The organism is Stenotrophomonas sp. AG209 (assembly GCF_003550055.1).
Taxonomy (GTDB): domain Bacteria; phylum Pseudomonadota; class Gammaproteobacteria; order Xanthomonadales; family Xanthomonadaceae; genus Stenotrophomonas.
This window is the reverse complement of record NZ_QXDB01000002.1, coordinates 226,966-253,189: the sequence shown is the minus strand read 5'-3', so window position 1 is coordinate 253,189 and position 26,224 is coordinate 226,966. Positions and strand designations below refer to the sequence as shown.

General features: G+C 67.6%; 23 protein-coding genes. 17 read left to right on the top strand and 6 right to left on the bottom strand.

Annotated elements, in window-relative coordinates; translation table 11 throughout:
• Positions 1-54: 54 nt before the first annotated feature.
• Positions 55-2,112: a bifunctional diguanylate cyclase/phosphodiesterase gene (locus DFO63_RS12745; RefSeq protein ID WP_119007134.1), complete on the bottom strand. Its 2,058-nt coding sequence runs from the start codon at positions 2,110-2,112 to the stop codon at positions 55-57.
• A 149-nt stretch (positions 2,113-2,261) separates the two neighbouring features.
• On the opposite strand from DFO63_RS12745, the gene radA reads away from it, so the two are divergent.
• From radA to DFO63_RS12725, 4 genes are all read left to right on the top strand, one after another.
• Entirely contained in the window at positions 2,262-3,638 is a 1,377-nt protein-coding gene (radA, locus tag DFO63_RS12740) for a DNA repair protein RadA (protein ID WP_014646395.1), read from the top strand.
• Positions 3,639-3,794: 156 nt separating this feature from the next.
• Positions 3,795-5,654, top strand: a complete 1,860-nt coding sequence (locus tag DFO63_RS12735; protein ID WP_119007133.1) for an ATP-binding protein — start codon at positions 3,795-3,797, stop codon at positions 5,652-5,654.
• 48 nt (positions 5,655-5,702) lie between these two features.
• Positions 5,703-8,009, top strand: a complete 2,307-nt coding sequence (locus DFO63_RS12730; protein WP_101765136.1) for a tetratricopeptide repeat protein — start codon at positions 5,703-5,705, stop codon at positions 8,007-8,009.
• A 91-nt stretch (positions 8,010-8,100) separates the two neighbouring features.
• Positions 8,101-8,565, top strand: coding sequence for a hypothetical protein (locus DFO63_RS12725; RefSeq protein ID WP_119007132.1), 465 nt, complete (start codon positions 8,101-8,103; stop codon positions 8,563-8,565).
• Between the two features lie 91 nt (positions 8,566-8,656).
• On the opposite strand, the gene ccsA is transcribed toward DFO63_RS12725, so the two are convergent.
• Complete coding sequence (gene ccsA / locus DFO63_RS12720; protein WP_010483269.1) at positions 8,657-9,451, bottom strand: cytochrome c biogenesis protein CcsA; 795 nt, start codon at positions 9,449-9,451, stop codon at positions 8,657-8,659.
• Positions 9,452-9,573: 122 nt separating this feature from the next.
• Here ccsA and ffh point away from each other — a divergent pair, with 122 nt between their 5' ends.
• The 10 genes from ffh (at position 9,574) to DFO63_RS12670 (ending at position 16,643) form a co-directional block, all read left to right on the top strand.
• Positions 9,574-10,950: a signal recognition particle protein gene (gene ffh, locus DFO63_RS12715; protein ID WP_014036403.1), complete on the top strand. Its 1,377-nt coding sequence runs from the start codon at positions 9,574-9,576 to the stop codon at positions 10,948-10,950.
• A gap of 146 nt (positions 10,951-11,096) precedes the next feature.
• Positions 11,097-12,173: a nitronate monooxygenase gene (locus tag DFO63_RS12710; RefSeq protein ID WP_101765138.1), complete on the top strand. Its 1,077-nt coding sequence runs from the start codon at positions 11,097-11,099 to the stop codon at positions 12,171-12,173.
• Complete coding sequence (locus DFO63_RS12705; protein WP_049446420.1) at positions 12,170-12,982, top strand: aminotransferase class IV family protein; 813 nt, start codon at positions 12,170-12,172, stop codon at positions 12,980-12,982. Before DFO63_RS12710 ends, DFO63_RS12705 begins: the two co-directional genes overlap by 4 nt.
• A 97-nt stretch (positions 12,983-13,079) precedes the next feature.
• On the top strand, positions 13,080-13,340 hold the full coding sequence (gene rpsP / locus DFO63_RS12700; RefSeq protein ID WP_119007131.1) for a 30S ribosomal protein S16: 261 nt from the start codon (positions 13,080-13,082) through the stop codon (positions 13,338-13,340).
• Positions 13,341-13,384: 44 nt separating this feature from the next.
• Complete coding sequence (gene rimM / locus DFO63_RS12695; RefSeq protein WP_010483256.1) at positions 13,385-13,897, top strand: ribosome maturation factor RimM; 513 nt, start codon at positions 13,385-13,387, stop codon at positions 13,895-13,897.
• An 8-nt stretch (positions 13,898-13,905) separates the two neighbouring features.
• Positions 13,906-14,664 (top strand): tRNA (guanosine(37)-N1)-methyltransferase TrmD, encoded by a 759-nt coding sequence (trmD, locus tag DFO63_RS12690; RefSeq protein ID WP_119007130.1) that lies wholly within the window; start codon positions 13,906-13,908, stop codon positions 14,662-14,664.
• Positions 14,665-14,818: 154 nt separating this feature from the next.
• Positions 14,819-15,220 carry a 50S ribosomal protein L19 gene (gene rplS / locus DFO63_RS12685; RefSeq protein WP_005408597.1) on the top strand — a complete coding sequence of 134 codons (402 nt, stop codon included), beginning with the start codon at positions 14,819-14,821 and terminating at the stop codon, positions 15,218-15,220.
• An 82-nt stretch (positions 15,221-15,302) separates the two neighbouring features.
• Positions 15,303-15,683, top strand: coding sequence for a DUF6404 family protein (locus DFO63_RS12680; RefSeq protein ID WP_119007129.1), 381 nt, complete (start codon positions 15,303-15,305; stop codon positions 15,681-15,683).
• Between the two features lie 79 nt (positions 15,684-15,762).
• Positions 15,763-16,197 carry a DUF1801 domain-containing protein gene (locus DFO63_RS12675; protein ID WP_119007128.1) on the top strand — a complete coding sequence of 145 codons (435 nt, stop codon included), beginning with the start codon at positions 15,763-15,765 and terminating at the stop codon, positions 16,195-16,197.
• A 38-nt stretch (positions 16,198-16,235) separates the two neighbouring features.
• Positions 16,236-16,643 carry a DUF1801 domain-containing protein gene (locus DFO63_RS12670; protein ID WP_119007127.1) on the top strand — a complete coding sequence of 136 codons (408 nt, stop codon included), beginning with the start codon at positions 16,236-16,238 and terminating at the stop codon, positions 16,641-16,643.
• Between the two features lie 147 nt (positions 16,644-16,790).
• Here DFO63_RS12670 and DFO63_RS12665 read toward each other — a convergent pair whose 3' ends face one another.
• Positions 16,791-18,263: an MATE family efflux transporter gene (locus DFO63_RS12665; protein ID WP_119007126.1), complete on the bottom strand. Its 1,473-nt coding sequence runs from the start codon at positions 18,261-18,263 to the stop codon at positions 16,791-16,793.
• Positions 18,264-18,325: 62 nt separating this feature from the next.
• Here DFO63_RS12665 and DFO63_RS12660 point away from each other — a divergent pair, with 62 nt between their 5' ends.
• Together DFO63_RS12660 and DFO63_RS12655 are read left to right on the top strand one after the other, a co-directional pair.
• Positions 18,326-18,565, top strand: a complete 240-nt coding sequence (locus tag DFO63_RS12660) for a hypothetical protein (protein WP_049446409.1) — start codon at positions 18,326-18,328, stop codon at positions 18,563-18,565.
• A 9-nt stretch (positions 18,566-18,574) separates the two neighbouring features.
• Entirely contained in the window at positions 18,575-18,982 is a 408-nt protein-coding gene (locus tag DFO63_RS12655) for an RNA-binding S4 domain-containing protein (RefSeq protein ID WP_110711637.1), read from the top strand.
• Between the two features lie 38 nt (positions 18,983-19,020).
• Here DFO63_RS12655 and DFO63_RS12650 read toward each other — a convergent pair whose 3' ends face one another.
• The 3 genes from DFO63_RS12650 to mutS all read right to left on the bottom strand — a co-directional run bounded on the left by DFO63_RS12650 (position 19,021) and on the right by mutS (position 24,122).
• Complete coding sequence (locus tag DFO63_RS12650) at positions 19,021-19,620, bottom strand: DUF937 domain-containing protein (protein ID WP_014036413.1); 600 nt, start codon at positions 19,618-19,620, stop codon at positions 19,021-19,023.
• Positions 19,621-19,728: 108 nt separating this feature from the next.
• Positions 19,729-21,240, bottom strand: a complete 1,512-nt coding sequence (locus DFO63_RS12645; RefSeq protein ID WP_182474429.1) for a catalase — start codon at positions 21,238-21,240, stop codon at positions 19,729-19,731.
• A gap of 326 nt (positions 21,241-21,566) precedes the next feature.
• The gene (gene mutS / locus DFO63_RS12640; RefSeq protein WP_259337430.1) at positions 21,567-24,122 is read right to left on the bottom strand and encodes a DNA mismatch repair protein MutS; all 2,556 of its coding nucleotides are present in this window, start codon (positions 24,120-24,122) and stop codon (positions 21,567-21,569) included.
• Positions 24,123-24,324: 202 nt separating this feature from the next.
• Here mutS and DFO63_RS12635 point away from each other — a divergent pair, with 202 nt between their 5' ends.
• Entirely contained in the window at positions 24,325-26,220 is a 1,896-nt protein-coding gene (locus DFO63_RS12635; protein WP_049434008.1) for an integrase, read from the top strand.
• The last annotated feature ends 4 nt before the right edge of the window (positions 26,221-26,224 follow it).

Genomic DNA, 26,224 nt, shown 5'->3' with positions numbered 1-26,224 from the left:
GATGGGGTCAGAGCCCTGGCCTGCGGCAAGGGATCCGACCCCAAAGCCGGTGACTCACCCCACCCGGCGCAGGAACTCTTCGGCGTCCATCGGCCGCCCCAGGTGATAACCCTGCAACTGATCGCAGCCCAGCTCGCTCAGGTATTCGCGCTGCGCCTGGGTCTCCACGCCTTCGGCAACCACCTGCAGCTGCAGGGTGCGGCCCAGCGCGATGATCGACGAGACGATGGCGGCGTCCTCGTCATTGCGCTCCAGGTCGTGCACGAACGCACGGTCGATCTTCAGTTCGGTGGCGGGCATGCGCTTGAGGTACAGCAGGCTGGAGTAGCCGGTGCCGAAATCATCGATGGCAATGTGCACGCCCATCGCGGTCAGGTCGTTGAGGATCGCCAGGCTGGCATCGACATCCTTCATCGCCGTGGTCTCGGTGATCTCCAGGGTCAGCCGCGCGGGTTCGATCCGGTGCCGCTGCAGCACCTCGCGCACACTGTCCAGCAGCGCCGGCGAGGCGAACTGCAACGGCGACAGGTTCACCGCCATCGACCATTCGGCATGCCCGGCATCGTGCCATGCACGCAGCTGCGCGCAGGCGCGGTCCAGTACCCAGTCACCGATCGGCAGGATCAGGCCGCTGCGCTCGGCGATGGGAATGAACACATCCGGCGCCAGCTGGCCCAGCTCCGGGTGCTGCCAGCGCAGCAGCGCTTCGGCGCCGGTGGCCGGTGCGCCGGCGGCAGGGAACTTGGGCTGGTAGTGCAGGATCAGTTCGTTGCGGGCGATGGCCTTGCGCAGGTCCTGCAGCAGGCGCAGTTGGCGGTTGGCGCTCAGCTGCATCGAGGGGGTGAAGAAGGTATAGCCGTTCCGCCCGGTTTCCTTGGTGTGGTACATCGCCGCGTCGGCGTGAGCCATCAGCTCGCGTTCGTTGCTGGCATCGTCCGGGTACAGGGCGATGCCCAGGCTGGCGCTGACCTGCAGTTCGGCCGCATCCAGCGTGAACGGTTCGCCGGCAGCGGCGATGATGCGCTCGGCCACCACCACCGCATCGTCGGGAATATCGATGGCCAGCACGATCACGAACTCGTCGCCGCCGAGACGGGCAAACGTATCCTGCGGCCGCAGCAGCCCGCCGATGCGCTGCGCCACCGCCACCAGCAGGCGGTCGCCGAGCTGGTGGCCATAGGCATCATTGACCGCCTTGAAACCATCCAGGTCGCAGAACATCACCGCCACCGCATGATTGCGACGCCGCGCCTTCTCGATCGCCTGCTCGATGCGGTCCTGCAGCAGCATGCGGTTGGGCAGCTGGGTCAACGGGTCGTGCAGTGCGGCCTGGATCAGCTTGTTGTTGGCGTGCGCCAGCGAGTCGGCCAGCAGCCCGGTGCGCACGCGCATCTGCCGGTCGAACAGCGAGGCCACCAGGGCGATGCCCAGCGTGGCCACGGTGGTGACGATGACCAGCACCGCCAGCCAGCGCGTGTCGATGCCACCACTGCCGACGGCGCCACAGATGCTGCCTTCGGGGAAGCGCGCCGCGGCCATGCCGGTGTAATGCATGCCGACGATGGCCAGGCCCATCACCAGCGATGCGAGCGCGCGCAGGAGCAGGGTGTGGCGATGCTCGGCGCGCAGGCGGAAGGCGATCCACAGGGCGGCGCCAGCGGCACCGATGGCTACCGCGATGGAGGCGGCAAACCAGCCCGGGTGGTAGTCGATGCCCGGCTGCATGCGCATCGCCGCCATGCCCAGGTAATGCATGGTGGCGATGCCCAGGCCCATCAGCACGGCACCGGCCAGCAGCCGGCGCCAAGGCAGGCTGGGGCGTGACACCAGCCACAGCGCATAGGCCGAGGCGCCGATCGAGACCGCCAGCGAGTACAGGGTAATGCCGAGGTCGTAGCCGACCGGGATCGGCAGATCGAAGGCGAGCATGCCGATGAAGTGCATCGACCAGATGCCCAGGCCCATGGCCGCCGCCCCCCCGGCCAGCCACCAGCGGGCCACGCGGCCCTCGGCCGTGGCCAGGCGCCCGGCCATGTCCAGCGCCGTGTACGAAGCAAGAATGGCCACCAGCAGGGAGATGATGACCAGGCTCTGACTGTAACTGCCAGTCATGTTGAATCCAGTGGGAGAGGGAGGGGCGCCCGCAAGGCGCACGCCCGCGACCCCTATCGGCGCGGGTGGGCAGGACTTGAGCGGTCGCAGCACCTGCGACCCGGCTCGGCTATCCTGCCACGCCTGTTCCCGTTGCTGGAAATCATCCGATGGCAAAAGCCCGCACCGCCTACGTCTGCAATGAATGCGGCGCCGAATTCAGCAAGTGGCAGGGCCAATGCACCGAGTGCAACGCCTGGAACTCGCTGTCGGAAATCGTGCTGGAAAGCGCGGCGGCGGCCAAGGCGCCGGCCTCGCGCCGGGCCGGCTGGGCCGGCAAGATCGACCCGCCGAAGATCACCGCCCTGAAGGACGTGGAGCAGACCGAGCATCGCCGGGTCTCCACCGGCATCGGCGAGTTCGACCGGGTGCTGGGCGGTGGCCTGGTCGAGGGCGCAGTGGTGCTGGTCGGTGGCGATCCGGGCATCGGCAAGTCGACGCTGCTGCTGCAGGCGGTGGCGAAGATGGCAGCCGAGCTGCCGGTGCTGTACGTCACCGGCGAAGAGTCGCTGGCGCAGGTCGCCGGCCGCGCGCACCGGCTGGAGCTGCCGCTGGACGGGGTCAATGCGCTGGCCGAGACCGGGGTCGAATCGATCCTGCAGCATGCATCCAAGGCCGGCCCGCGGCTGATCGTGGCCGACTCCGTGCAGACCCTGTGGACCGAGAGCCTGACCGCTGCGCCGGGATCGGTCAGCCAGGTGCGCGAGAGCGCGGCGCGGCTGGTGCGGTTCGCCAAGGAGACCGGTACCGCCGTGTTCCTGGTCGGCCACGTGACCAAGGAGGGCGGCATCGCGGGTCCGCGCGTGCTCGAGCACATGGTCGACGCGGTGCTGTACTTCGAGGGTGAGAGTGGCAGCCGCTTCCGCCTGCTGCGCGCGTTCAAGAACCGCTTCGGTGCGGTCAACGAACTGGGCGTGTTCGCGATGGGCGACAAGGGCTTGAAGGAGGTCTCCAACCCATCGGCGATCTTCCTGTCCGGCGGCAGCACCCATCAACCGGGCAGCTGCGTGATGGTCACCCGCGAGGGCACCCGGCCGCTGCTGGTGGAAGTGCAGGCACTGGTCGATGCGTCGCCGCTGTCGAATCCACGCCGTGTCGCGGTCGGCCTGGAGCAGAACCGCCTGGCCATGCTGCTGGCGGTGTTGCATCGCCACGGCGGCGTGCTGGTCGGCGACCAGGACGTGTTCGTCAATGTCGTTGGCGGCATCCGCGTGCAGGAGACCGCCGCCGACCTGCCGGTGCTGCTGGCGGTGCTGTCCTCGCTGCAGGATCGGCCGCTGGCGGAAAAGACCATCGCCTTCGGCGAGGTGGGCCTGTCCGGCGAGATCCGCCCGGTGCCCAATGGCGAGGACCGCCTGCGCGAGGCCGCCACCCATGGCTTCAAGCGCGCCATCGTGCCCAAGGCCAATGCGCCCAAAGGCGGTTCGGTGAAGGGTATGGAAGTGATTGCGGTGGAGCGTCTGTCCGAGGCTATCGACGCGGCGTGATGCCTGCCGCGCACCCGCCGGGCATCACCCGGCGTCACCACCGCGCACGTGGAATACGGCGACCGACACGGCAACGGTCAGCTTCCCTGTGCTAGTTTTTCCCGCTCGACGAAGTCGCCCTCTGGCGTCTTTCCGTGCCCAGGAGTAAACGATTACATGCAGGACACCGCGCTCATTGCCCCCAACGCCGAGATCCGTCGTGCCGGGGTCGATCTCAATGGATTGATGACGGTGCTGGGCAAGCACCTGTATTCCACCCCGGTGGTGGCGCTGCGTGAGCTGGTGCAGAACGCGCACGACTCGATCATCCGCCGCCGCATCGAGCAGCCCGGCGTCGAGGTACCTTCGCGCATTTCGGTGCAGGTCGATGCCGGTGCCGGCGTGCTGCGCATCATCGATACCGGTGCCGGCCTGACCCGCCAGGAAATCCACGACTACCTGGCCACCGTCGGCGTCGGCTATACCCGTGGCCTGCGCCAGGGCGGCGAGGACGATGATGGCCTGATCGGCATGTTCGGCCTCGGCTTCCTGTCGGCCTTCGTGCTCGCGCGCCGGGTCAGCGTGCGCACGACCTCGTACCAGACGCCGGAGCTGGGCCATCTGTACGTGTCCAGCAACGCCGAGCAGTACACCGTCAGCGAAGTGCCGGCACGCGCGGTCGGCACCGAGGTCGAACTGGAGCTGCATCCGGACTTCCTGCCGCTGGCCAACGAGGCGCGCCTGCATGAGGTGCTGGGCCGCTACTGCGCGTTGTTGTCCGAGCCGATCTTCATCGGCGCTGCGGGCGAGGCGCTCAATCCCGAGCCACCGCCGTGGCGCGGCCAGGGGGATGTCGCCGTGCATCCGGTGCAGGCGCGCCGCCAGGCGCTGCAGTTCGCTGCGCGCTTCGAGCACGATTTCGAGCCGATCGTCACCGTGCCGCTGCGTGCCGATGGCAACAGCGATGCCACCGGCCTGCTGTGGGTGCAGGACGGCGCCACCTATGGCACCAGTGACAACCGCAACCTGTCGGTGTTCGTGCGCGGCATGCTGCTGGATGACGACGCCCGCGACCTGCTGCCGCCGTGGGCCGGTTTCATCGGCGGGGTGATCGAATCCTCGCGGCTGACGCCCACCGCCAGCCGCGAAGACCTGCAGCGCGATGACCAGTACCGCGCTGTGCAACATGCCTTGCTGGAGGCGCTGATTGATGGCCTGGCCGACGTTGCACGGCAGCAGCCAGAGGCGTGGCGACGCGTATTGAGCCGCCACAACGAGGCGCTGCTGGGCGCGGCGCTGTGCGATGACCGCTTGTTCGACCTGCTGCTGGAACACGTGCGCGTGCCGACTTCGCAGGGTGACCTGCCGGCCAGTGCGCTGCCCGCACGCGGTGCCGTGCACGTGATCCTCGACAACGGCGGTGGCTTCGAGGAAATGCTGTTCCGTGCGATGGGCGTGCCGGTCGCGCATGGCCATCGCTATGCCGTGGTGCCATTCCTGCGGCGCTGGGCCCAGGCCAAGGGCCTGCGCCTGGTTGAACTCGGCACCGAGCAGGGCAATCGCGCATTGTTCCGCACCGATGACAGCCTCGACGAGGCGCAGTTGGCCTGGCTGCGCGAGCAGCTGGGCGATGGCGAGCAGCTGCTGCCGGCGCGCTTCAGCCCGGAGGCATTGCCGGTGGTGGTGGTGCCCGACCGCGAAGCCGAACTGAAGCAACGCCTGGAGGACGACGAGAACGACAAGCGCGTTTCGATGGCGGCGCTGCGCCTGGCGCGGCAGTTCACCGCACGCATCGAATCGCGTGCACCCTCGCGGCTGTACCTCAACCTCGACAACCCGGCGGTGCAGGCGCTGTTGCGCGCCCAGCGCGAGGGCCACCCGCAGGCCGAAGCAGCGGCACGCCTGCTGCGCTCGCTGAAGATCATCGTCGCTGCGCAGGGCCGTCCCCTGGCCCGGGCAGCGACCGCCACGCCAGGCCCGGATCTCAACGGCGCCTTTACCGATATCGCCGGTGCCCTGCAGCAGATGCTGCGCTGAGCACTGCACCCTCTCATCCAGCCTTCGCTAGACAGGAGCACTTACCCCATGGACATCTGGAACTGGGTCGAAAAACTGCAGGGAGACCTGCGCCAGGCCGGCCAGGCGCAGAACGCGCACCTGCTGAACCGCCTCGCCGACGAGGTCAGCGAGCTGCAGATCGACCGCGTCGATGCACTGCTGCCCGAAGCGCGTGCGCTGGGCAAGGCGCTGGACAACCCCTGGGTCGACGTCTACGTCGGCCACTGGGCGCTGCGCAACCGCGTCGGCAACAGGGTTGAAGGCGAGAGCGCACTTGGCGAAGCCGTTGCGCTGTTCGAGCGCGCACACCGCGAAGACACCCTGGAATGCCCGCAGTCGATCTGCGTGACCCAGGATCTGGCCGCCTGCTACGGCAACATCGATGGCCCGGGCTGGGTGCCCGAGCGCATCGAGGTGTGCGACGAGACCCTCGGCCGCATCGATCCCAGCTGGGCCTGCTTCCAGTGCCTGAGCTGCGAGAAAGCCGATGCGCTGCTCGACGACGGCCGTGGCCAGGAGGCGCTGGATTACCTGCAGGTGCAGTCCGATGCGATCGAGGCCTGCGGCAAGGAGGTGTTCGACAGCTTCCCGGAGATGCAGATCAAGATCCTGCTCGCCGTGGGCCGGGCCGAAGAGGCACTGGTGCTGATCGAAAAGCGCGAGGCTGAAGTGGCGGCTTCCGGTGAGTACGAGCCGGCCAACTGCACGGTGCCGCGCCGCCTGTCCAAGGCGTGGGCGCTGGCCCAGCTGGGCCGCGACGAAGAGGCGCTGCAGCAGCTGGTGCCGTGGCGCGAGCTGACCCCGAACTACTGGCGGCTGTGGGCGAACACCGCCGCTGCGCTGTGCCAGCGCGACCCCGCGCGCAATACGTGGGACCTGGGCACGCGCTTCAACACGATCATCGAGCACTTCGCCCGGGTCGGTTCGCATCGCCTGCTGATCGAAGTCGCGGCGCTGAGCCTGGAGCTGGCGCTGCAGCGGGGAGCGCGCTGGGTGGCGCTGCGCCAGCTGGAGCTGGCGCGTACCCATCTGGCACAGCTGCGCCAGGACCGGGGCGCGGCTGCGCTGGTGGCCGGCCTGGCGGCACGCATCGATGCATTGCCGGAGATGGCGCCGCTGCCGGCACCGGCCGGCGAATTGCTGGCGTGGCTGGACGCGCAGGGCGAGCAGAACCAGGCGCGCGATCCGGAGCGTGAGGCGCAGTGGCTGCTGCAGGCACAGGCGCAGCTGCCCGATGACGAGGCCTTGGCCGAGATGGCCGCCTCCGCGCTGAGCGCCTGTGGTGCACAGACCGAAGCGCGCGCATTGCTGTGGCGCTTCGTGCGCGCGCACGCGCAGGATGATGGCCCGGCCGCTTATACGTTGATGCGCTGGCTGGCCGAGCAGGGTGACGATGATGGCCTGCGCCAGCTTGCCGACCTCTATCGCGGCAGCGTGCCGGTGTTCGCGCACTGGTGCGACGTGCAGCGCGCCCGCCGCGTGTCCGACTGGCCGGCGCTGGAGCGGGCCGCGCAGGCCTTGCTGGCGGCATCGCCCGGTTCGCACGGTGCGCGCGGCACGCTGGCGCGGATGTACATGGAAACCGGCCGTTTCAGCGAGGCGCAGGCCTGCTATGCGCAGCTGGTGGAGCTGCTGGAAGAGCCGAGCGCCGCGCATTGGGACCACATGAGTGCAGCCAGCGCGGCACGTGACTGGGACGCGGTGCGCCGCTCGGCGGCGGCGATCGGCATGGAGCTGTCCAGCCAGGACGGCGTGGTTGAAGAGCCGTGGGGCTGGGTGATCATCCGCAGCGAAGAGAACGGCGAGCCGATGGAGTACTACGCCCGTCGCAGCGGCCCGGTGACCGCACGCATCGTCGAGAACGCACCGGCCAACCGCGCGCAGCAGGTGGGCGACTGGGTGGTGTTCGATGCCGCGCTGGTGCATCCGGCACCGGAGGAGGAGGAAGCGCGCGAGCACTTCATCCCGACCTATGCGCAGGTGCACGTGCTGGAGCGCGGTGGCTTCGCCCGCAGCTGGTTGATCGACGGTGCGCATCCGGGCGAAGAAGCCTGGAACGCCTTCGTTGCTGCGGCCGAAGCGCAGGGCTGGCAGGTGTGGTCGCACAGCCGCCCGGACTACACCGTGACCGATCCCGACGCGGAAGAGGGCACGCTGCCGGGCCTGCTGTTCACGGTCGCCCAGCCGCAGGACCATGCGCCTCTGGCGCTGCACCGCTTCCTGCAGCAGGAAACCGTGAAGTGGCCGCATCCGCACTGCTGGCTGCGCCTGGCCGAAGCCTGCGACCAGGATCGCCAGCCGCATCTGGATGTGATCGAGCGTTACGGGTTGTAAGCCGGGTATCGGTAGTGCCGGCCACTGGCCGGCAGCGCCGGGATATCCTGTATTGCCGGCCAGCGGCCGGCACTACCTCAAGGAGAAATACATGCGAAAGACAGGGATGTTCGTGATCGCCGGGCTGCTGCTGGCCCCCACCGTGCAGGCCGGGCCGGCCTGCCAGGAACCCGTGGCTGTGGCCCGCGCCTTCTACGAGGCAACGACGGGCGATGGCGACCTGCTGGAGCCACCACCGGCGCTGGTCAGCCCCGCTTTCGGCAAGGCGCTGCGCGGCGAGCGCGCCTGCCAGCAGCGCGAAGAGGGCATCTGCACGATCGATTCCGATCCGTGGCTGGATGCGCAGGACGGCGACATCGAAACGCCGGTGCGTTACAGCTGGAAAGAGGCGTCGGCCACCGCCGGCCAGGTCGAGATGCGCTATTCGGTGTGGAAGAAGGCCTACGTGACCCGTCTGCCGATGGTGCGCCAGGGGCAGTGCTGCTGGCAGGTTGATGACATCCTCACCAACAGCGGCCGCTCGGTGCGGAAGATCCTGGCCCAGCCGGTGCCTTGACCCGCTTACGGCATCCACGCATGGCGTGGTCCAGTTGCCGGCCAGCGGCCGGCACTACCGGGGTGGGTGTCGACCGTTGGTCGGCACGCCTCTATCGCGAATGCCCGAACACCAGTTCGATCACGAACTGGCTGCCGAAGAACGCCAGCAGCAGCAACAGCATCGCCGCCAGTGTCCAGTGCACCGCCTTCATGCCGCGCCAGCCGTAGCGCCGGCGGCCGATCAGCAGCACGCCAAACACGATCCACGACAGCACGCTGAGCACGGTCTTGTGCACCAGCTTCTGCGCCAGCAGGTCGTCGACGAACAGCACGCCGGTGACCAGGGTCAGGGTCAGCAGCGCGAAGCCGACGGTGATCACCCGGAACAGCAGCGATTCCAGATCGGCCAGCGGCGGCAGCGCGCGCAGCCACGGGCGGAACTCGCGGCGGCGCAGGGCGCGTTCCTGCAGCCAGAGCATGATCGCCAGCAGCGCGGCGATGCTCAGCGTGGCGTAGGCCAGCAGCGCCAGCCAGGCGTGGCTGGCCAGGCGCCAGCCCAGCACCTTGCTCGGTTCGTGGCCGTAGCCGTGGTAGGCCAGCAGCAGGACCGCGGCCAGCGGAAATACCACCACGCCCAGCGCCGACATCCGCCCACGCGCGCCGACCAGCGAGGTCAGCCAGGCCATGCCCAGGCCGACCAGCGACAGCGCGGCGAAGAAGTGCATGTCCGGCCCGCCGTTGGTACGCATCGCCACCATCACGTGGTAGCCGCCATGCAGCAGCATCGCCGGCAGGGCGGGCCACAGCCAGGTGGGAGAGCCGGTGCTTTCATCGCGGCCGAGCGCGCGCACCAGCAGGGCGCTGGCAGCCAGGTAGAGCAGGACGGCGATGAGAACGATTGTCATCGTTGCAGTTTCGCATACCCCCGGGATGCTGGCGACGGCCCGGTGGTCGCAGTCCGGGCGGACAGCCGGACCCGTTATACTGTCTGCCTTATTGTCCCCCGCTTTCAGACAGGTTGCGCCGCATGTTCGAGTCCCTGACCCAGCGCCTTTCCGGCACCATCGAGCGCCTGCGTGGCCGCGGCCGCCTGACCGAGGAGAACATCCGCGAGGCGACCCGCGAAGTGCGCATCGCGCTGCTCGAAGCCGACGTTGCGCTGCCGGTGGTGCAGGCCCTGATCGAGCGCATCAAGGTGCGCGCGGTCGGCCAGGAAGTGCTGAAGTCGCTGACCCCGGGCCAGGCCCTGATCAAGGTCGTCCGCGACGAGCTGACCGCGGTGATGGGCGCCGAAGCCAGCGACCTGAATCTCAACGTACCCGCCCCGGCCATCATCCTGATGGCGGGCCTGCAGGGCGCCGGCAAGACCACCACGGTGGGCAAGCTGGCCAAGCACCTGAAGGAAAAGCGCAAGAAGAAGGTGATGGTGGTTTCGGCCGACGTCTACCGCCCGGCCGCGATCGAGCAGCTGAAGACCCTGGCCGAGCAGGTCGGCGTGCTGTTCTTCCCGTCCAGCGCCGACCAGAAGCCGGAAGCCATCGTCCGCGCCGCAATCGACGATGCGCGCAAGTCGTTCGTCGACGTGCTGCTGGTCGATACCGCCGGCCGCCTGGCCATCGACGAAGCGATGATGGCCGAGATCAAGGCCCTGCACGCTGCCGTGAACCCGGCCGAAACCCTGTTCGTGGTCGACGCCATGACCGGCCAGGACGCGGCCAACACCGCCAAGGCCTTCGGTGATGCGTTGCCGCTGACCGGCGTGGTACTGACCAAGACCGACGGTGACGCCCGCGGCGGTGCCGCGCTGAGCGTGCGCTACATCACCGGCAAGCCGATCAAGTTCGTCGGTGTCAGCGAAAAGCCGGAAGGCCTGGACGTGTTCCACCCGGACCGCATCGCCAGCCGCATCCTGGACATGGGCGACGTGCTGTCGCTGGTCGAGCAGGTCGAGCAGCAGGTCGACAAGGACAAGGCCGCCAAGCTGGCCGAGAAGGTCGCCAAGGGCAAGAAGTTCGACCTGAACGACATGCGCGACCAGCTCGAGCAGATGCAGAACATGGGCGGCATCGGCGGCCTGATGGACAAGCTGCCGGGCCTGGGCAACATCCCCGACCATCTGAAGCAGCAGGTCAGCCAGGGCAAGGAAGTGCCGCGCATGATCGCCATCATCGGCTCGATGACCAAGAAGGAACGGCGCAACCCGAACCTGCTCAATGGCTCGCGCCGCGCGCGCATCGCCAAGGGCTCGGGCGTGACCCCGGCCGACGTCAACAAGCTGATGAAGCAGTACATGCAGATGGAAAAGATGATGAGCAAGATGGCCGGCGGCGGCATGAAGGGCATGTTGCGCAGCATGAAGGGCATGATGGGCGCCATGGGCGGCCGCGGCATGCCGTTCCGTTGATGCGTTGAACACCGGCTTTTTTTGTAGAGTCGAGCCATGCTCGACTGCTTTTCTGTCGGTGCCCCGGTCGAGGTAGAGTCGAGCAAGCTCGACTCTACCCCCGTCCTGCGCGCACCATGGGGGCCTGTCCGAAACGATGGGCCGTCATGCAGAGTTCCGCTGTATCTTCCCGCGTCGAGGCGTTCTGCCGGCGCTTTGGCGTTTCCGTTCCGATCCTGCTGGCCCCGATGGCCGGCGCCTGCCCGGTGCCGTTGTCGGCTGCGCTGGCCAATGCCGGCAGCATGGGGGCGATGGGCGCGGTGCTGTCGTCATCGGCCGATATCGGCCACTGGATGGATGACTTCCGCGCTGCCTCGACGGGCCCCGCACAGGTGAACCTATGGGTGCCGGACCCGGCACCGACCCGTGATGTCGCCGCTGAAGCCGCCAGCCGCACCTTCCTCGCGCAGTGGGGTCCGGACGTGCCGGCCAGCGCCGCCGATGCCACGCCCGCCGACTTCGAAGAACAGTTCGCCGCACTGCTGGCAGCGCGCCCGGCGGTGGCCTCGACCATCATGGGCGTGCTGCTGCCGCGCCACGTACAGCAGTTGAAGGATGCCGGCATTGCCTGGATCGCCTGTGCGACCACCTTGTCCGAAGCGCGTGCGGCACAGGACGCCGGTGCCGACGCGGTGGTCGCACAGGGCGTGGAGGCCGGTGGCCATCGCGGTGCGTTCGATCCGGCGATGGCCGAGCGCCAGCTGGTCGGCCTGTTTGCGTTGTTGCCACGCCTGGCCGATCACCTGCAGATTCCGGTGATCGCCGCCGGCGGTATCGCCGACGGCCGTGGCATTGCTGCCGCACTCACCTTGGGGGCCAGCGCCGTGCAGATCGGCACTGCCTTCCTGCGCACGCCCGAAGCGGCGATCGCTTCAGCGTGGGCCGATGGATTGGCGGCCAGCGAACCCGAAGATACCTGGCCGACCCGCGCCTTCAGCGGCCGCCTGGGCCGCGGCCTGGCGACACCCTATGTACGCGCCGCCGCTGCGGAAGGCGCCCCGGCGCCGCGTCCGTATCCGGTGCAGCGCGGGCTGACCGCGCCGATGCGCAGGCAGGCCGCGCAGGAAAACCGCCTGGCGGCGATGCAGGCCTGGGCCGGGCAGTCGGCGTGGATGGCGCCGGCACGGCCGGCCGCCGACGTGCTGCGCGGCATGTGGGAACAGGCGCAGGCACTGCTGCGATGACGCTGACCTGCAACGGCCTGCCGGCGCAGGTGGAGGATCTGCTGCCGGCGCTGGTGAACTACGGTCACTTCACCTCGCTGCAGGTACGCGACCACGCCGTACAGGGACTGGACCTGCATCTGGCGCGGCTGTCGCATGCCACGCGCGAACTGTTCGGCAGCGAACTGGATACGGCGCAGGTGCGGGGCTGGATGGCGCAGGCGCTGCGGCAGGCCGGCCTGGCCGATGCCTCACTGCGGGTGACGGTGTACTCGCGCCGCTTCGATTTCCGCAACCCGCTGGCGGCGGTGCCGGTGGACGTGCTGGTGGCGGTGTCCGCGCCGGTGACGCTGACCGCCTCCAAGCGCGTGCGCAGTGTGGCATGGCAGCGTGAACTGCCACAGATCAAGCATGTGGGCACGTTTGGTCTGTTCGCCGAACGTCGCGCGGCGATGGCGGAAGGATTCGACGATGTGCTGTTCGTGACCGCCGATGGCGACGTGAGTGAAGGCAGCACCTGGAACGTGGCCGTTCACGATGGTGAACGGCTGCTCTGGCCGCAGGCGCCGGCCCTGCGCGGTACCGCCGAGGCGCTGCTGAAGCAGCATTGGCCGGGGGGACAGCAGACGCGGCCGCTGGCACTGGCTGAACTGGACAGTGTGAAGGCCGCTTTTGCCTGCAACGCCAGCGGCCTGTGGGCGCTGGAGGCCATCGACGGGCATGTCCTGCCCGGCTCGCAGGCACTGGCTGAACAGGGCAGGGCGGTGCTGGCGGGCGTGGCTTGGCAGGGGCTGGGGTCAGATCCCTTTTGCGTCGCAAAAGGGATCTGACCCCGGGCGAGCCCCCGGGGTTGGCTCGGCCGGGCTCTGCCGCTATAATCGCCCGCTTACCTCGCCATCCTGGCGACTGGGCAATAGGAAAAACACCATGGTCAAGATTCGACTGACCCGCGGCGGCGCCAAGAAGCGTCCGTTCTACCACATCATCGTGACCGACGTGCGCAGCGCGCGCGACGGCCGCAACATCGAGCGCGTTGGCTTCTACAACCCGGTCGCCCAGGGCGCCGAGAAGCGCATCGAGCTGGACCTGGCCCGCGTTGAGCATTGGGTCAAGAACGGCGCCCAGCCGACCGACAAGGTCCGCAACCTGATCAAGGAAGCGACCAAGTCCCAGGCCGCTGCGGCCTGATCCTGACGGGCCACGCTTCGGCGTGGCCCTCTTGGTTGAAGCAGATGAAAGATATCGAGCGCCGCATCCTGCTGGGCAGGGTTGTCGGCGCTTTTGGTGTGCGCGGCGAGATCAAGCTCGAGTCCTGGACCGAGCCACGTTCCGCCATTTTCCGTTACCAGCCGTGGATCGTGCGCAGCCCGTCCGGCGTGGAAACCACGATTGAAGGTGTACGCGGCCGCGACAGCGGCAAGCACCTGGTCGCCCGTTTCCCCGGCGTCGAGGACCGCGATACCGTTGAAGCGATGCACGGCACCGAGATCTACGTGGCCCGCAGTGCGTTGCCGCCGCCGAAGCCCGATGAGTATTACTGGGTGGACCTGGAAGGCCTGGATGTGAAGACCACCGAGGGCGTTGCCCTGGGCCAGGTCTCGCACCTGTTCAGCACCGGCGCCAACGACGTGGTGGTGGTCCGGGGTGACCGCGAGCGGATGATTCCGTTCGTGCAGCCGGACTTCGTCAAGTCGGTCGACTTCGAGGCCAACCTGGTCGTGGTCGACTGGGATCCCGAGTTCTGAGTGTGAGCATGCGTTTCGACGTCATCACCCTGTTCCCCGAGTTCCTCGCCCAGTCCGCTGGATTGGGCGTGGTCGGGCGCGCGCAGGAGAAGGGGTTGTTCAGCCTGCATGGCTGGACCCCCCGTGATTACGCCGAAGGCAACTACCGCCGGGTGGACGACCGTCCGTTCGGTGGTGGCCCCGGCATGGTGATGCTGATCGAGCCACTGCAGGCCTGCCTGCAGGCGATCCGTGATGCCGATCCGACCCCGGCGCGGGTGATCCATCTCAGCCCGCAGGGTGCGCCGTTGACCCAGGCCAAGGTGCGGGAACTGGCGGCGCTGCCGCGCATGGTCCTGCTCTGTGGCCGCTACGAGGGCATCGACGAGCGTTTCCTGGAGGCCAATGTCGACGAGGAAATCTCCCTCGGCGACTACGTACTGTCCGGTGGCGAGCTGGGCGCGGCGGTGATCATCGACGCCGTGGCCCGCCTGCAGGACGGTGCCCTGAACGACGCGGAATCGGCGGCGCAGGACAGCTTCGAGGGCGACCTCGGCCTGCTCGACTGCCCGCACTACAGCCAGCCGGCCCAGCACCCGCTGGGTGACGTGCCGGACGTGCTGCGCTCGGGCAACCACGCGGCCATCGCGGCCTGGCGCCGCCAGCAGTCGCTGCTCCGGACCGCCGAGCGGCGCCCGGACCTGCTGGATGAACAGGCACTGGGCAAGGCCGACCGCAAACTGCTGGAGCAGGGCCGCCAGGCCCGCAACCAGAAGGCCAGCCCCTAGCGCAGGGCTGGCGTTATCGGCTATCATGGCCAATTCCCGTCGGCCCCGGCCGGCGCGCGCAGTACCCAAAACAAACGTGCAGCACAGTCCGGTGACTGCATGAGCCTACGTTGTCGATACGACACGCCCACCCGAACAAGAATCGGTGTAACCCATGAGCAAGCTGAACAAGTCCATCGTCGCGGAATTCGAATCCGCCCAGATCACCCGTGAACTGCCGAAGTTCAGCCAGGGCGACACCGTTGTCGTCAACGTGAAGGTGAAGGAAGGCAGCCGCGAGCGCGTGCAGGCCTACGAAGGCGTCGTCATCGCCACCAAGAACGCCGGCCTGAACTCCTCGTTCACCGTCCGCAAGATCTCGCACGGCTACGGCGTCGAGCGCGTTTTCCAGACCCACAGCGCCATCATCGACTCGGTCGAAGTGAAGCGTCGTGGTAAGGTCCGCGCCGGCAAGCTGTACTACCTGCGTGGCCTGGAAGGCAAGGCTGCCCGCATCAAGGAAGACCTGGCTGCCGCTGCTGCCGCCAAGGCTGCCCGTCTGGCCGAAAAGGCCTGATAAACAACTTCGGTTGTTGCCGCGACGGCCACCTTCGGGTGGCCGTTTGCGTTTCCGGCACCGCATCGGCCACGATCGGGTGATGAACGACATCAACCGGCACTATCCCGCTGTCATCCAGTCGGCGCTGCGCTTCCTGGACGACAAGGGGCTGGCGCGCGTGCAGTCGGCGCCGCTGCTGCATCGTGTGCTGTGGCGCATGGGCATCGCGCTGCCACCGCCGATCCTGGCCGGCTTCGGCACCAATGCGCTGGTGCAGGGTCTGCTGTTCGGGCTGTTCTGGACCGCGCTGATGTGGCTGATGCTGTGGCAGGGCAGCGAGCGCCCGTTGGCCTTGCTGCTGGCGGCCGGACTGTTTGCCGGTGCCCTGTTCGGCGTGGTGATGGCGGCGCTGATGCGCTCGCTGCGCCGCCACCGCAAGTTGCCGGACTGGCGGCAGTTCCGGGCGCGACAGGCGGACTGAGCCGATGGCGCACCGCGCCGTGACCGGCAGGCACGCGCCGCGCTAGGCTGCGGCTTCATCCCGATGGACGTGCCGTGCGATGCCTGCCAAGCGAACCGCACCTTCCGCCGCGCCCACGCTGTTGTCCGGCGGCAATCCGCAGATTGCCAAGGGCGAGGGCGATGCCCCGGTGCAGGCCTATATCGCGGCAATGACGGACTGGAAGCGGCCGATCGGCGAACAGCTGGATGCGCTGATCGCGCAGGCAGTGCCTGGCGTGCACAAGGCCGTGAAGTGGAATTCGCCGATGTATGCGGTGGCGCCGGGCGCAGGCTGGTTTCTCAGCTTCCATTGCTTCACCCGCTACATCAAGGTGGCGTTCTTCCGCGGCGCTGCATTGACGCCGGTGCCGCCCGAGCCGTCCAGGAGTGCCGATACGCGCTACCTGCACATTGCACAGGATGGGGTGCTGGATGAAGTACAGTTCCTCGACTGGGTGCGCCAGGCCGCCGCGTTGCCCGGCGAGCGCATGTAACCCCGACGTTCCGATTCCCTTGCCGACGAGAGCCGCTGATGGCCACGCATGCACCGAACCCTGCCGATGCCGGAACCCCGGCCGCTGAACTGATCGATGCACGCATCGCCGAGCTGGGCGACTGGCGTGGCGAAGCGCTGGCACACGTGCGCGCCTTGATCCATGAAGCGCTGCCGGACGTGCAGGAAACCTGGAAGTGGCGCGGTACACCGGTGTGGGAGCACAACGGCATCCTGTGCACCGGCGAGACCTACAAGCAGGCGGTGAAGCTGACCTTCGCCAACGGTGCGGCGCTGGCGGACCCGAAGGGCCTGTTCAACGCCAGCCTCGAGGGCAACACGCGGCGTGCGATCGACATCCATGAAGGCGCGATGCCCAATGCCGCGGCCTTGAAGGCGTTGCTGCGCGCGGCGGCGACGTTCAACGCTGCGAAGAAGAAGCGGTAGAGCCGGCCGCTGGCCGGCTGTTTTGCGATGCTTCCGGAGAGGTGTGAAGTTGCCGGCCAGCGGCCGGCACTACCACAGGCCCATGAGGTTGCCGGCCAGCGGCCGGCACTACCACCGGTCCATGAGGTTGCCGGCCAGCGGCCGGCACTACCGTGGCGGGGCTGACTCCAGCGCGGCATCCGGGTCGGCCACCGGCGAGGGCGGGCAGGCCGGAATCTCCGACGGCGTGGCCAGTTCTTCGGCGTGCGAGGGCTTGCCCATCATCTTCGCCTTGCGCCAGCCACCCCAGCGGTAATACGCCAGTGACAGCAGCATCGACACCAGCGAGCTGACCGGGAAGCTCCACCAGATCGCATCGGCACCCCAGTACGGCTGCAGCAGTTCGGCGAACGGCACGCGCACGCCCCACAGCGAGCCGGCCAGGATCAGCAGCGGCGGAATCACCGCGCCGGTGGAGCGCACCACGCCGGAGATCACGAAGCTGACGCCGAAGAACAGGAACGAGCCGATCACCACGTGGTTGAGGTGGCGGGCGATGTCCAGCGCCTGGCTGGCCGGTGGCAGGAACAGCGCCAGCAGCTGGCGATCGAACACCACCAGCGGCAGGATCAGCGCGCCGGTCAGCAGGAAGTTGAACAGCACGCCCTGGCGCGCGGTGCCGCGTACGCGGTCCCAGCGCTGCGCACCGACGTTCTGTGCGGCCATCGACGAGCACGCCGCGCCGATCGCCATCGCCGGCATCTGCAGGTAGTTCCACAGCTGCAGGGCAGCACCGTAACCGGCGCCGGTGTCGGTGCCGTACTGGTTGACCATGGTCATCAGCAGGATCACCGACAGCGAGATCAGCACCATCTGCAGGCCCATCGGCACGCCCTTGACCACCAGCGCCTTGAGGATGGTCATGTCGAGCTTGAACAGGCGCATGTCGGCGCGGCCCAGCCACAGGGTGTGGCGCTTGTGCCGCATGTACAGCAGCAGGCCGGCCAGCGACAGCGTCTGCGCGACCAGCGTGGCCCAGGCCGAGCCGGCGATACCCAGCGCGGGGAATGGCCCCATGCCGAAGATCAGGACCGGGTTCAGCACGATGTCCAGCGCCACCGACACCATCAGGAAACGGAACGGCGTGCGCGAGTCACCGGCACCGCGCAGTGCGGCGGTGAGGAAGGCGAACGCGTACAGCGTCGGCATCGCCAGGAAGATGATCTGCAGGTAGGCCTCGGCCAATGGCAGCGAGGCGGCCGGCGTGCCCATCGCCGCCAGCAGCGGATGGGCCATGAACCAGCCGGCGATGGCGATGATCACCGACAGGCCGATGAAGAAGGTGGCACTGGTGCCGACCACGCGCCGCGCCTGCGCGATGTCGCGCGCGCCGATCGCCTGGCCGATCAGGATGGTCGAGGCCATGCCGAAGCCGAACACCGAGCCGATCAGGAAGAACATGATGTTGTTGGCGTTCGCAGTGGCGGTCAGTGCCGCCTCGCCGAGGAAGCGCCCGACCCAGACCGCATTCACCGAACCGTTCAGCGATTGCGCGATGTTGCCCGCCAGGATCGGCAGGGAAAACAGCAGGAGATTGCGGCCGATCGGGCCGGAGGTCAGGTCAAGCGGCGCTTTGGCCATGGAGTGGTGATCGAATCCCGGGAGGCGCACACTAGCACCAAGCCGGTTTGCGGGATGTGGCAATGCATCAACGACTGCAGGTGAAGCGGAGCGTGGCGCTGGCCTTGATCAGCGCTGTACTGGCCGCATGTTCGATGGACGACCGGCTGGGCGATACCCAGATCCGGCCGACCGACCGGCCCGAGTGCCTGGTCGGCAGCCAGCGCCAGGACCTGGCCTCCGGCGTGCGGCCGCTGATCGGCGGCACCGGCTGCCGGGCCGATCCGGACAACCCGCGTCCTCTCAACAAGCCACCGGAGTAGTAGCGAACAATGCCCGAGCTTTCCCCGTTGTCGCCCAGTGTCCGCCTGGACATCTGGCTGTGGGCGGCCCGTTTCTTCAAGACCCGCAGCCTGGCCAAGCAGGCCATCGAAACCGGCAAGGTCAGCGTTGCGGGGCAGCGCCCGAAATCCTCACGCGCGGTGCGCGTCGGCGAGCAGCTGCAGGTCGACCGTGGCGAGGAGCATTTCGAGATCCAGGTGCTGGGGCTGAGCGATCAGCGCGGGCCGGCGCCGGCGGCGCAGCAGCTGTATGCCGAGAGCGAGGCCTCCAAGGCCCGTCGTGCCGAGCAGCGTGCGCTGCGCATCGCCGCACGCGATGGGTTCCAGCCGCCGGAGCACAAGCCGGACAAGCGCGCACGGCGGTTGATCCGCGCGCTGGGCGATATCGACGCGCTGTAGGCAACAGGGCGCCGGACCGGGTCCGGCGCCTGCAAACCTCAGCGCTTGCCGCCGAGCAGGTTGCCACCGAGCTTGAGCAGGTCGCTCATGCCGAACTGGCCGTCGCCGTCCTGGTCCAGCACGCTGCCGAGCAGGCCGCCGGCGATGCCGCCCTGCTGCTGCACCTGCTGCTTTTCCTGGCCGAGGGCCTGGCTGAGCGAGCCGGCATCGGCCTGGCCGCCGCCGAGACGCTGGGCCAGGAAGGCCATCACGATCGGCGCGAGGATCTGCAGCAGCTGGCTGGTACGGCCGCTGTCGAGCTGGGTGGCCTGGGCCAGGCCGGTTTCCACCTTCTGCTGGCTGCCGCCGAAGATGTGGCCGAGGATGCCGGCGCCGTCGCTGGCGGCACCGCCGCCGCCACCCAGCACCGAGCCGAGCACGCTGCCCAGGTCCAGTCCACTGTGGTTGTTCTGCAAGGCGCCGAGCAGTGCCTGCGCGCCCTGCGGCTGCGAGGCGTTGTTGCCCAGCGCGCCCATCAGCACCGGCAGCGCGGCACTGATCGCGCCGGAGGCCTGGGTATCGCTGATGCCGAGCTGCTGCGACACCTGCTGCAGCGGGGCGCCCTGCAATTTGGCGAGAAGTTCGTCGGTCAGGCTCATCTGCGGAATCCTTGATTGGGGTTGGGCGTGCAGAAGGTACGCCGCGGACCGTTAAAACGGCGACGCCGCCTCACGGGGAGGCGGCGTGCCGTTCACGGGGGAGGGCGGTCAGAGCTCGATGTCTTCGGCGCCCGGGGTGGCGGTGGGGAAGTCCGCTTCCGGCTGGGCCGGCTTGAACGGATCCGACGGCTGGCTGGCCAGCGCCTTCAGCGCCGCGGCAACACCGGCACCGTAGGCCGGGTCGGCCTTGCTGCAGTTGTCGATGTGGCGCTGCTTGATGAAGTCCGGCGCATCGCCCAGGGCACGGGCGGTGTTGGCGAACAGGCGGTCCTTCTGGGCCTGGTTGTAGCTGCGGAACAGCGCACCGGGCTGGCTGAAGTAGTCGGCGTCGTCCTCACGGAAGTTCCAGAAGTCGGCGTCGCCGCGGATCTTCATCGGCGGTTCGCGGTACTGCGGCTGTTCCTGCCACTGGCCGTAGCTGTTCGGTTCGTAGTGCGGCAGGCCGCCGTAGTTGCCGTCCACGCGCATCGCACCATCGCGGTGGTTGCTGTGCACCGGGCAGCGCGCTGCGTTCACCGGAATCTGGTGGTGGTTCACACCCAGGCGATAGCGCTGCGCATCGGAATAGGCGAACAGGCGCGCCTGCAGCATCTTGTCTGGCGATGGGCCGATGCCCGGCACCAGGTTGCTCGGTGCGAACGCTGACTGCTCCACGTCCTGGTACCAGTTGACCGGGTTGCGGTTCAGTTCGAACTGGCCCACTTCGATCAGCGGGTAGTCGCTCTTCGGCCACACCTTGGTCAGGTCGAACGGATGCACGCGGTAGGTTTCCGCGTCCAGCTCCGGCATGACCTGGATGAACAGCTTCCACTTCGGGAAGTCGCCCTTCTCGATCGCGGCGAACAGGTCGCGGCCGTGGCTTTCGCGGTCATGACCGACCAGGATCTGCGCCTGTGCGTCGGTCAGCGATTCGATGCCCTGCTGGCTGACGAAGTGGAACTTCACCCAGAAGCGTTCGCTGTCGGCGTTGGTGAAGCTGTAGGTGTGCGAGCCGAAACCGTGCATGTGGCGGAAGCTGCGCGGAATGCCGCGGTCGCTCATCACCACGGTCACCTGCAGCAGGGCTTCGGGCAGCAGCGTCCAGAAGTCCCAGTTGTTGCGCGCGCTGCGCAGGTTGGTGTGCGGGTCGCGCTTGACCGCCTTGTTGAGGTCGGCGAACTTGCGCGGATCGCGCAGGAAGAACACCGGGGTGTTGTTGCCGACCAGGTCCCAGTTGCCTTCTTCGGTGTAGAACTTCAGCGCGAAGCCGCGGATGTCACGCTCGGCGTCGGCGGCGCCACGCTCGCCGGCCACCGTGGTGAAGCGGGCGAACATCTCGGTCTGCTTGCCGACCTTCTCGAACAGCTTGGCGCGGGTGTACTTGCTGATGTCGTGGGTGACGGTGAAGGTGCCGAACGCGCCCGAGCCCTTGGCGTGCATGCGGCGCTCGGGAATGATCTCGCGGTTGAGGTTGGCCAGCTTTTCCAGCAGCCAGACGTCTTCCATCAGCAGCGGGCCACGCGGGCCGGCGGTCTTGCTGTTCTGGTTGTCCACCACCGGTGCGCCGAAGGCCGTGGTCATCGGCGTGACCGGGTCATCGCCGTGCTTCTGCTTTGGCGTGGTGCTCAGCTCGCGCTGCTGCTGGGCGCCTTCCTCGGGCGACGGTGCGCTGTGATACGGGCACTTGGCGTTGTTGTTGTCGGACTGGCTCATCGGCTGGCTCCTGGTGGCGGTGAAGACGTGGGTAAACATCTTCACTCGACTTTAGCTATGGCCGGATGAAATGAATAATCGAATGATTCGTTCAGGTTGATAGATTCTGTCAATTGAAACGCAGAATCGGATCTGCAGAGCCTTTCGATAGGCCTCCCGCAAGGCAGGCGGGAGGCCTTGGGCGTGCGCTGCGGTTACAGCAGCGCCTTCAACCGGTACAGGGCTTCCAGCGCCTGCTTCGGCGTCAGTTCGTCCGGGTCGATTGCTGCCAGTGCTTCCTGCGCCTTGCTGGCCGGCGCACTGAACAGGCCGAACTGCTGCGGCGCATCCAGTGCCTGCGGCGCCAGCTCGGCGGCATGGCTCTCACCGCCGCGCTGCTCCAGCTCGGCCAGGCGACGACGTGCCTGTGCCACGGTGGCGCGCGGCAGGCCGGCCAGTGCGGCCACCTGCAGGCCGAAGCTGCGGTTGGCGGGGCCGTCCTTCACCGCGTGCATGAACACCAGCGCTTCACCGTGCTCGACGGCATCCAGGTGCACGTTGGCGATGCCGCTGCGGCCGCCCTCGTGCTGCTCGTCGGCCAGCGCGGTCAGCTCGAAGTAGTGGGTCGCGAACAGCGTGTAGCAGCGGTTCTGGTAGGCCAGGTGGCGGGCCACTGCGTCGGCCAGGGCCAGGCCATCGTAGGTGGATGTGCCGCGGCCGATCTCGTCCATCAGCACCAGCGAATGGGCAGTGGCGTGATGCAGGATGTAGCTGGTCTCGGCCATCTCGACCATGAAGGTCGACTGCCCGCGGGCGAGGTCGTCACCGGCGCCGATGCGGGTCAGGATGCGGTCGATCGGGCCGATCAGCGCACGGCTGGCCGGCACGAAGCTGCCGATGTGGGCCAGCAGCACGATCAGCGCGTTCTGCCGCATGTAGGTCGATTTACCGCCCATGTTCGGGCCGGTGATGACCAGCATGCGCCGGTCCGGATGCAGGTCCAGGTCGTTCGGTTCGAACGGCTGCTCGCGCACCGCCTCGACCACCGGATGGCGACCGCGCTCGATCTTCAGGCACGGCTCGGCCTGCAGTTCCGGGCGCGCCCAGTCCAGCGCCTGCGCGCGTTCGGCGAAGGCTGCCAGCACATCCAGTTCGCTCAGTGCGGCGGCGCACTGCTTCAGCGGTTCCAGCTGCGCGCCAAGGGTATCCAGCAGCTGCTCGTACAGGTACTTCTCGCGCGACAGCGAACGGTCGCGCGCGGACAGCACCTTGTCCTCGAACGCCTTCAGTTCTTCGGTGATATAGCGCTCGGCATTGGTCAGCGTCTGGCGGCGGGTGTAGTGCACCGGCGCGCGGTCGGACTGGCCCTTGCTGATTTCGATGTAGTAGCCGTGCACGCGGTTGTAGCCCACCTTCAGGGTGGGAATGCCGCTGCTCTCGCGCTCGCGCAGTTCCAGGTCGACCAGGAACTGGTCGGCATGGGTGGACAGGCGGCGCAGCTCGTCCAGCTCTTCATCGAAGCCGTCGGCCAGCACGCCGCCATCGCTCAGCTTCAGCGGCGGCATCTCGGCAATGGCGCTGGCCAGCAGTTGTGCGCATTCGTCATGTTCACCCAGCGCGGCATGCAGCGCCTGCAGGCGCGGTGAATCCAGCGGCGCCAGCACCTCGCGCACCGCCGGCAGCAGGTTCAGGCCATCGCGCAGAGTGGAGAAATCGCGTGGTCGCGCCGAACGCAGCGCGACACGGGTGAGAATGCGTTCCAGGTCGCCGAGGCGGCGGAACTGCTCGCGGATGTCGGCGTCGCTGCCACGGTCGATCAGGGTTTCCACCGCATGGTGGCGTTGTATCAGCACCTCGCGCAGGCGCAGCGGGCGGTGCAGCCAGCGGCGCAGCAGGCGCCCGCCCATCGGCGTCACGGTGCTGTCGAGCACGCCCAGCAGGGTGTTGCGGGTATCGCCGTCGACGCGCGTATCGAGTTCCAGGTGGCGGCGGGTGGCGGCGTTCATCGCAATCGCCTCGCCAGCGGTTTCCATCGCGATCGAGGTCAGGTGCGGCAGGCGCTGCTTCTGGGTTTCCTCGACATAACCGAGCAGGGCACCGGCGGCAGCGGTGGCGCGCGGCTTGTCATCGATGCCGAAGCCGCTCAGGTCATGCAGCTTGAAGAAGTTCAGCAGCTGGCGGCGGCCGCTGTCGGCGTCGAACAGCCACGGCGCACGGCGGCGCACGCCGGTGCGCTGGCGCAGGAACTCCGGCCAGTTCTCCTCGTCGGGTACCAGCAGCTCGGCCGGTTCCAGTCGGGCCAGTTCGGCTTCCAGCGCGTCGTCGGTTTCCACTTCGTTGACCAGGAAGCGGCCACCGGCCAGGTCGGCCCAGGCCAGGCCGTAGCCCTGCTTCGTGCGCGACAGCGCCATCAGCAGGGTATCGCGGCGCTCGTCCAGCAGCGCTTCGTCGGTGACGGTGCCGGGGGTGACGATACGTACCACCTTGCGTTCGACCAGGCCCTTGGCCAGCGCCGGGTCGCCGATCTGCTCGCAGATCGCCACCGATTCGCCCAGCGCCACCAGCCGTGCCAGGTAGCCTTCGTAGGCGTGCACCGGCACGCCGGCCATCGGGATCGGCGCGCCGCCGGAGCTGCCGCGCTGGGTCAGGGTGATGTCGAGCAGGCGCGCGGCCTTGCGCGCATCGTCGTAGAACAGCTCGTAGAAGTCGCCCATGCGGAAGAACAGCAGCAGGTCCGGGTAGTCGGACTTGGCTGCGAAGAACTGCTTCATGAGGGGCGTGTGCTCTGCACTGGCCTTCGATGCAGACGGTTTCGCTTTTGAATCAGTGGTTTGCAAGAGAACTTCCTACGGTTTGTAGCGGTCGATCCCGGCAGCTGACGGCAAGTAACGGGGTTCTTCGTTGCGCCGCAGTTGCGGTGATCACTCAAAGAGGATCAAATCGATGTTGCGACGGACAGACGGCGGATCGACCATGGATACGGTTGTTGCGACGCAGGCAGAGGCCCCGCGTCGCCGAGGCACCAAGTTTAAGCTGAGCTACCGCCAAATCTGCGAACTGAGCGTGGCCAAAGGCCCGGTCGAAGGCAAGCAGGGAAGGGTGGTCATCGCCCCTCGACTGCCCGAAGACGCCGGGAAGCCTTACCGCGTCCTGGACGGCAATCAGGGCGCGCCAACGGGCTTTGGCTTCTACGTGGGCACCACCCGCACCACCTATGAAGTCGTGGTCCGTGGCCCAGCCGGGGTTCGTCGGTTCTCCTTGGGCAGCGTCACTGACATCGGCCCGGAGCAAGCCTACGAGCTGGCGCGACGGAAGTTGGCGGTCGTTCGAGAAACGGGCGAGCATCCTTCGAAGGAAGAGGCCCGAACCGAGCAGCTGGCGGAGCTGAAGGGGCTCACGCTGGCGGACTGCTTTGCGGCTTACGTTGAGGACCTGCAGAAGCGCGTTCGCAACAAGAAAGCTAAGCCCGCCAGCATCCGGGCCATCCAAGACAGCTTGGCGCGGTTTGCTCGTCCGGAAGTCGGGCTGGCGGACAAGCCGATCCTTCAGCTGTTGGACAAGGACATCCACCGTGCGTTCGACAGCTTACGGCGATCGTCCATGGTGCGCTCCAACCGGATCCCCACCCCGATGCGCCAAGCGCTGGCTGATCAGCCGGATTGGGCCGCGCTTTCCACGCAACAGCTCGAAGCGTTGGGCGTGACCGGGAAGTACATCCAGCGAGTCAAAGCGGCCGGTTTGGCGTCGACCGAGCACGCGTTCACAGACGCGAAGAGGGCGGTCGACCTGATGCTGAAGCGGGAACGCAAAGCGGCGGCTCAGCAGCAGCGGGAGCCGGTGCTGCGCTACAACCCGTTCCAGGTCATCCACGACGACGACATGTTGCGGGACTCGCAAGCGCTGCGCCGGCATTACGAGCGCGCGGAAGTGCGCAATCCGTTGGGGGACGAGACGCTGCCCACGGTACTGAAGGTGATCTTGGCGCGACGGGACGAGCAGGGTGGCTTGAACGCGACCGGCGCCGACTACTTGCTGCTGACCTTGCTCTGGGGCACCCGCCGCGGCGAGGCCGCTCCCCTGCGCTGGTTTGACCGGTGCTCCCCGGGCGAGCTGCGCCAGTCGGAGGTGTCCTGGGTCTGGTTGGCAGCACCGGATGAGGTCAACCCTTACACGAGGCGGGCAGGCTCTCAGGTCTACCTGTTTGACACCAAGAATGGCGAGGAGCGCTACCTGCCGGTGGCCTACTTTGCTGAAAAGATCTTGCAGCGGCGTTACGACGAGCGCGCGGACGAAACCAAGCTCAAGCAAGACCTGGCGGACGCAGAAGAAGTGTTGGACGCCGCTCGAGCTAGGCGTGCGCGCCGGGATCTGCTGGACCGGCTGGAAAAAGAGGTGGAGAGGGCACGCCGCTCGCGGGCCAAAACCATGTTCGTGTTCCCCGCCCGATCAGATCGCAGCACGACGGGGCACTACTCGGACAGCAAGAGCATCGTGGCAAACGTGCGCCGGGACGCGGGGTTGCTCGATCTGCGGGCAGAGGTGGACATTGGGCTGACCCTCCACGATCTGCGCCGGACGCTCGGCCGTTACGCCGCCCTCCTGTTCGGCGAAAGCCGAATCGTCTCCCAACTGCTCCACCACAGAACGTTGGGGCGAGGTGAGGATCGCATGGCTGCTGTCTCCGAACGCTACACCGAGCAGGAGTGGTCCAAGCTTCGAGAGGCCATGGGCCGGGTTGAAGAGCACATGGTGGCCACGAGTCCCCGTGTTTGGAATCGCTTGAAGGGGACGGATAAGCCTCGGCTGGACGAGTCCGGCGATGCCCCAGTCTCCATTTTCTCAGCAAGAAACCGGCGCGACGCCCAGTAAGGAG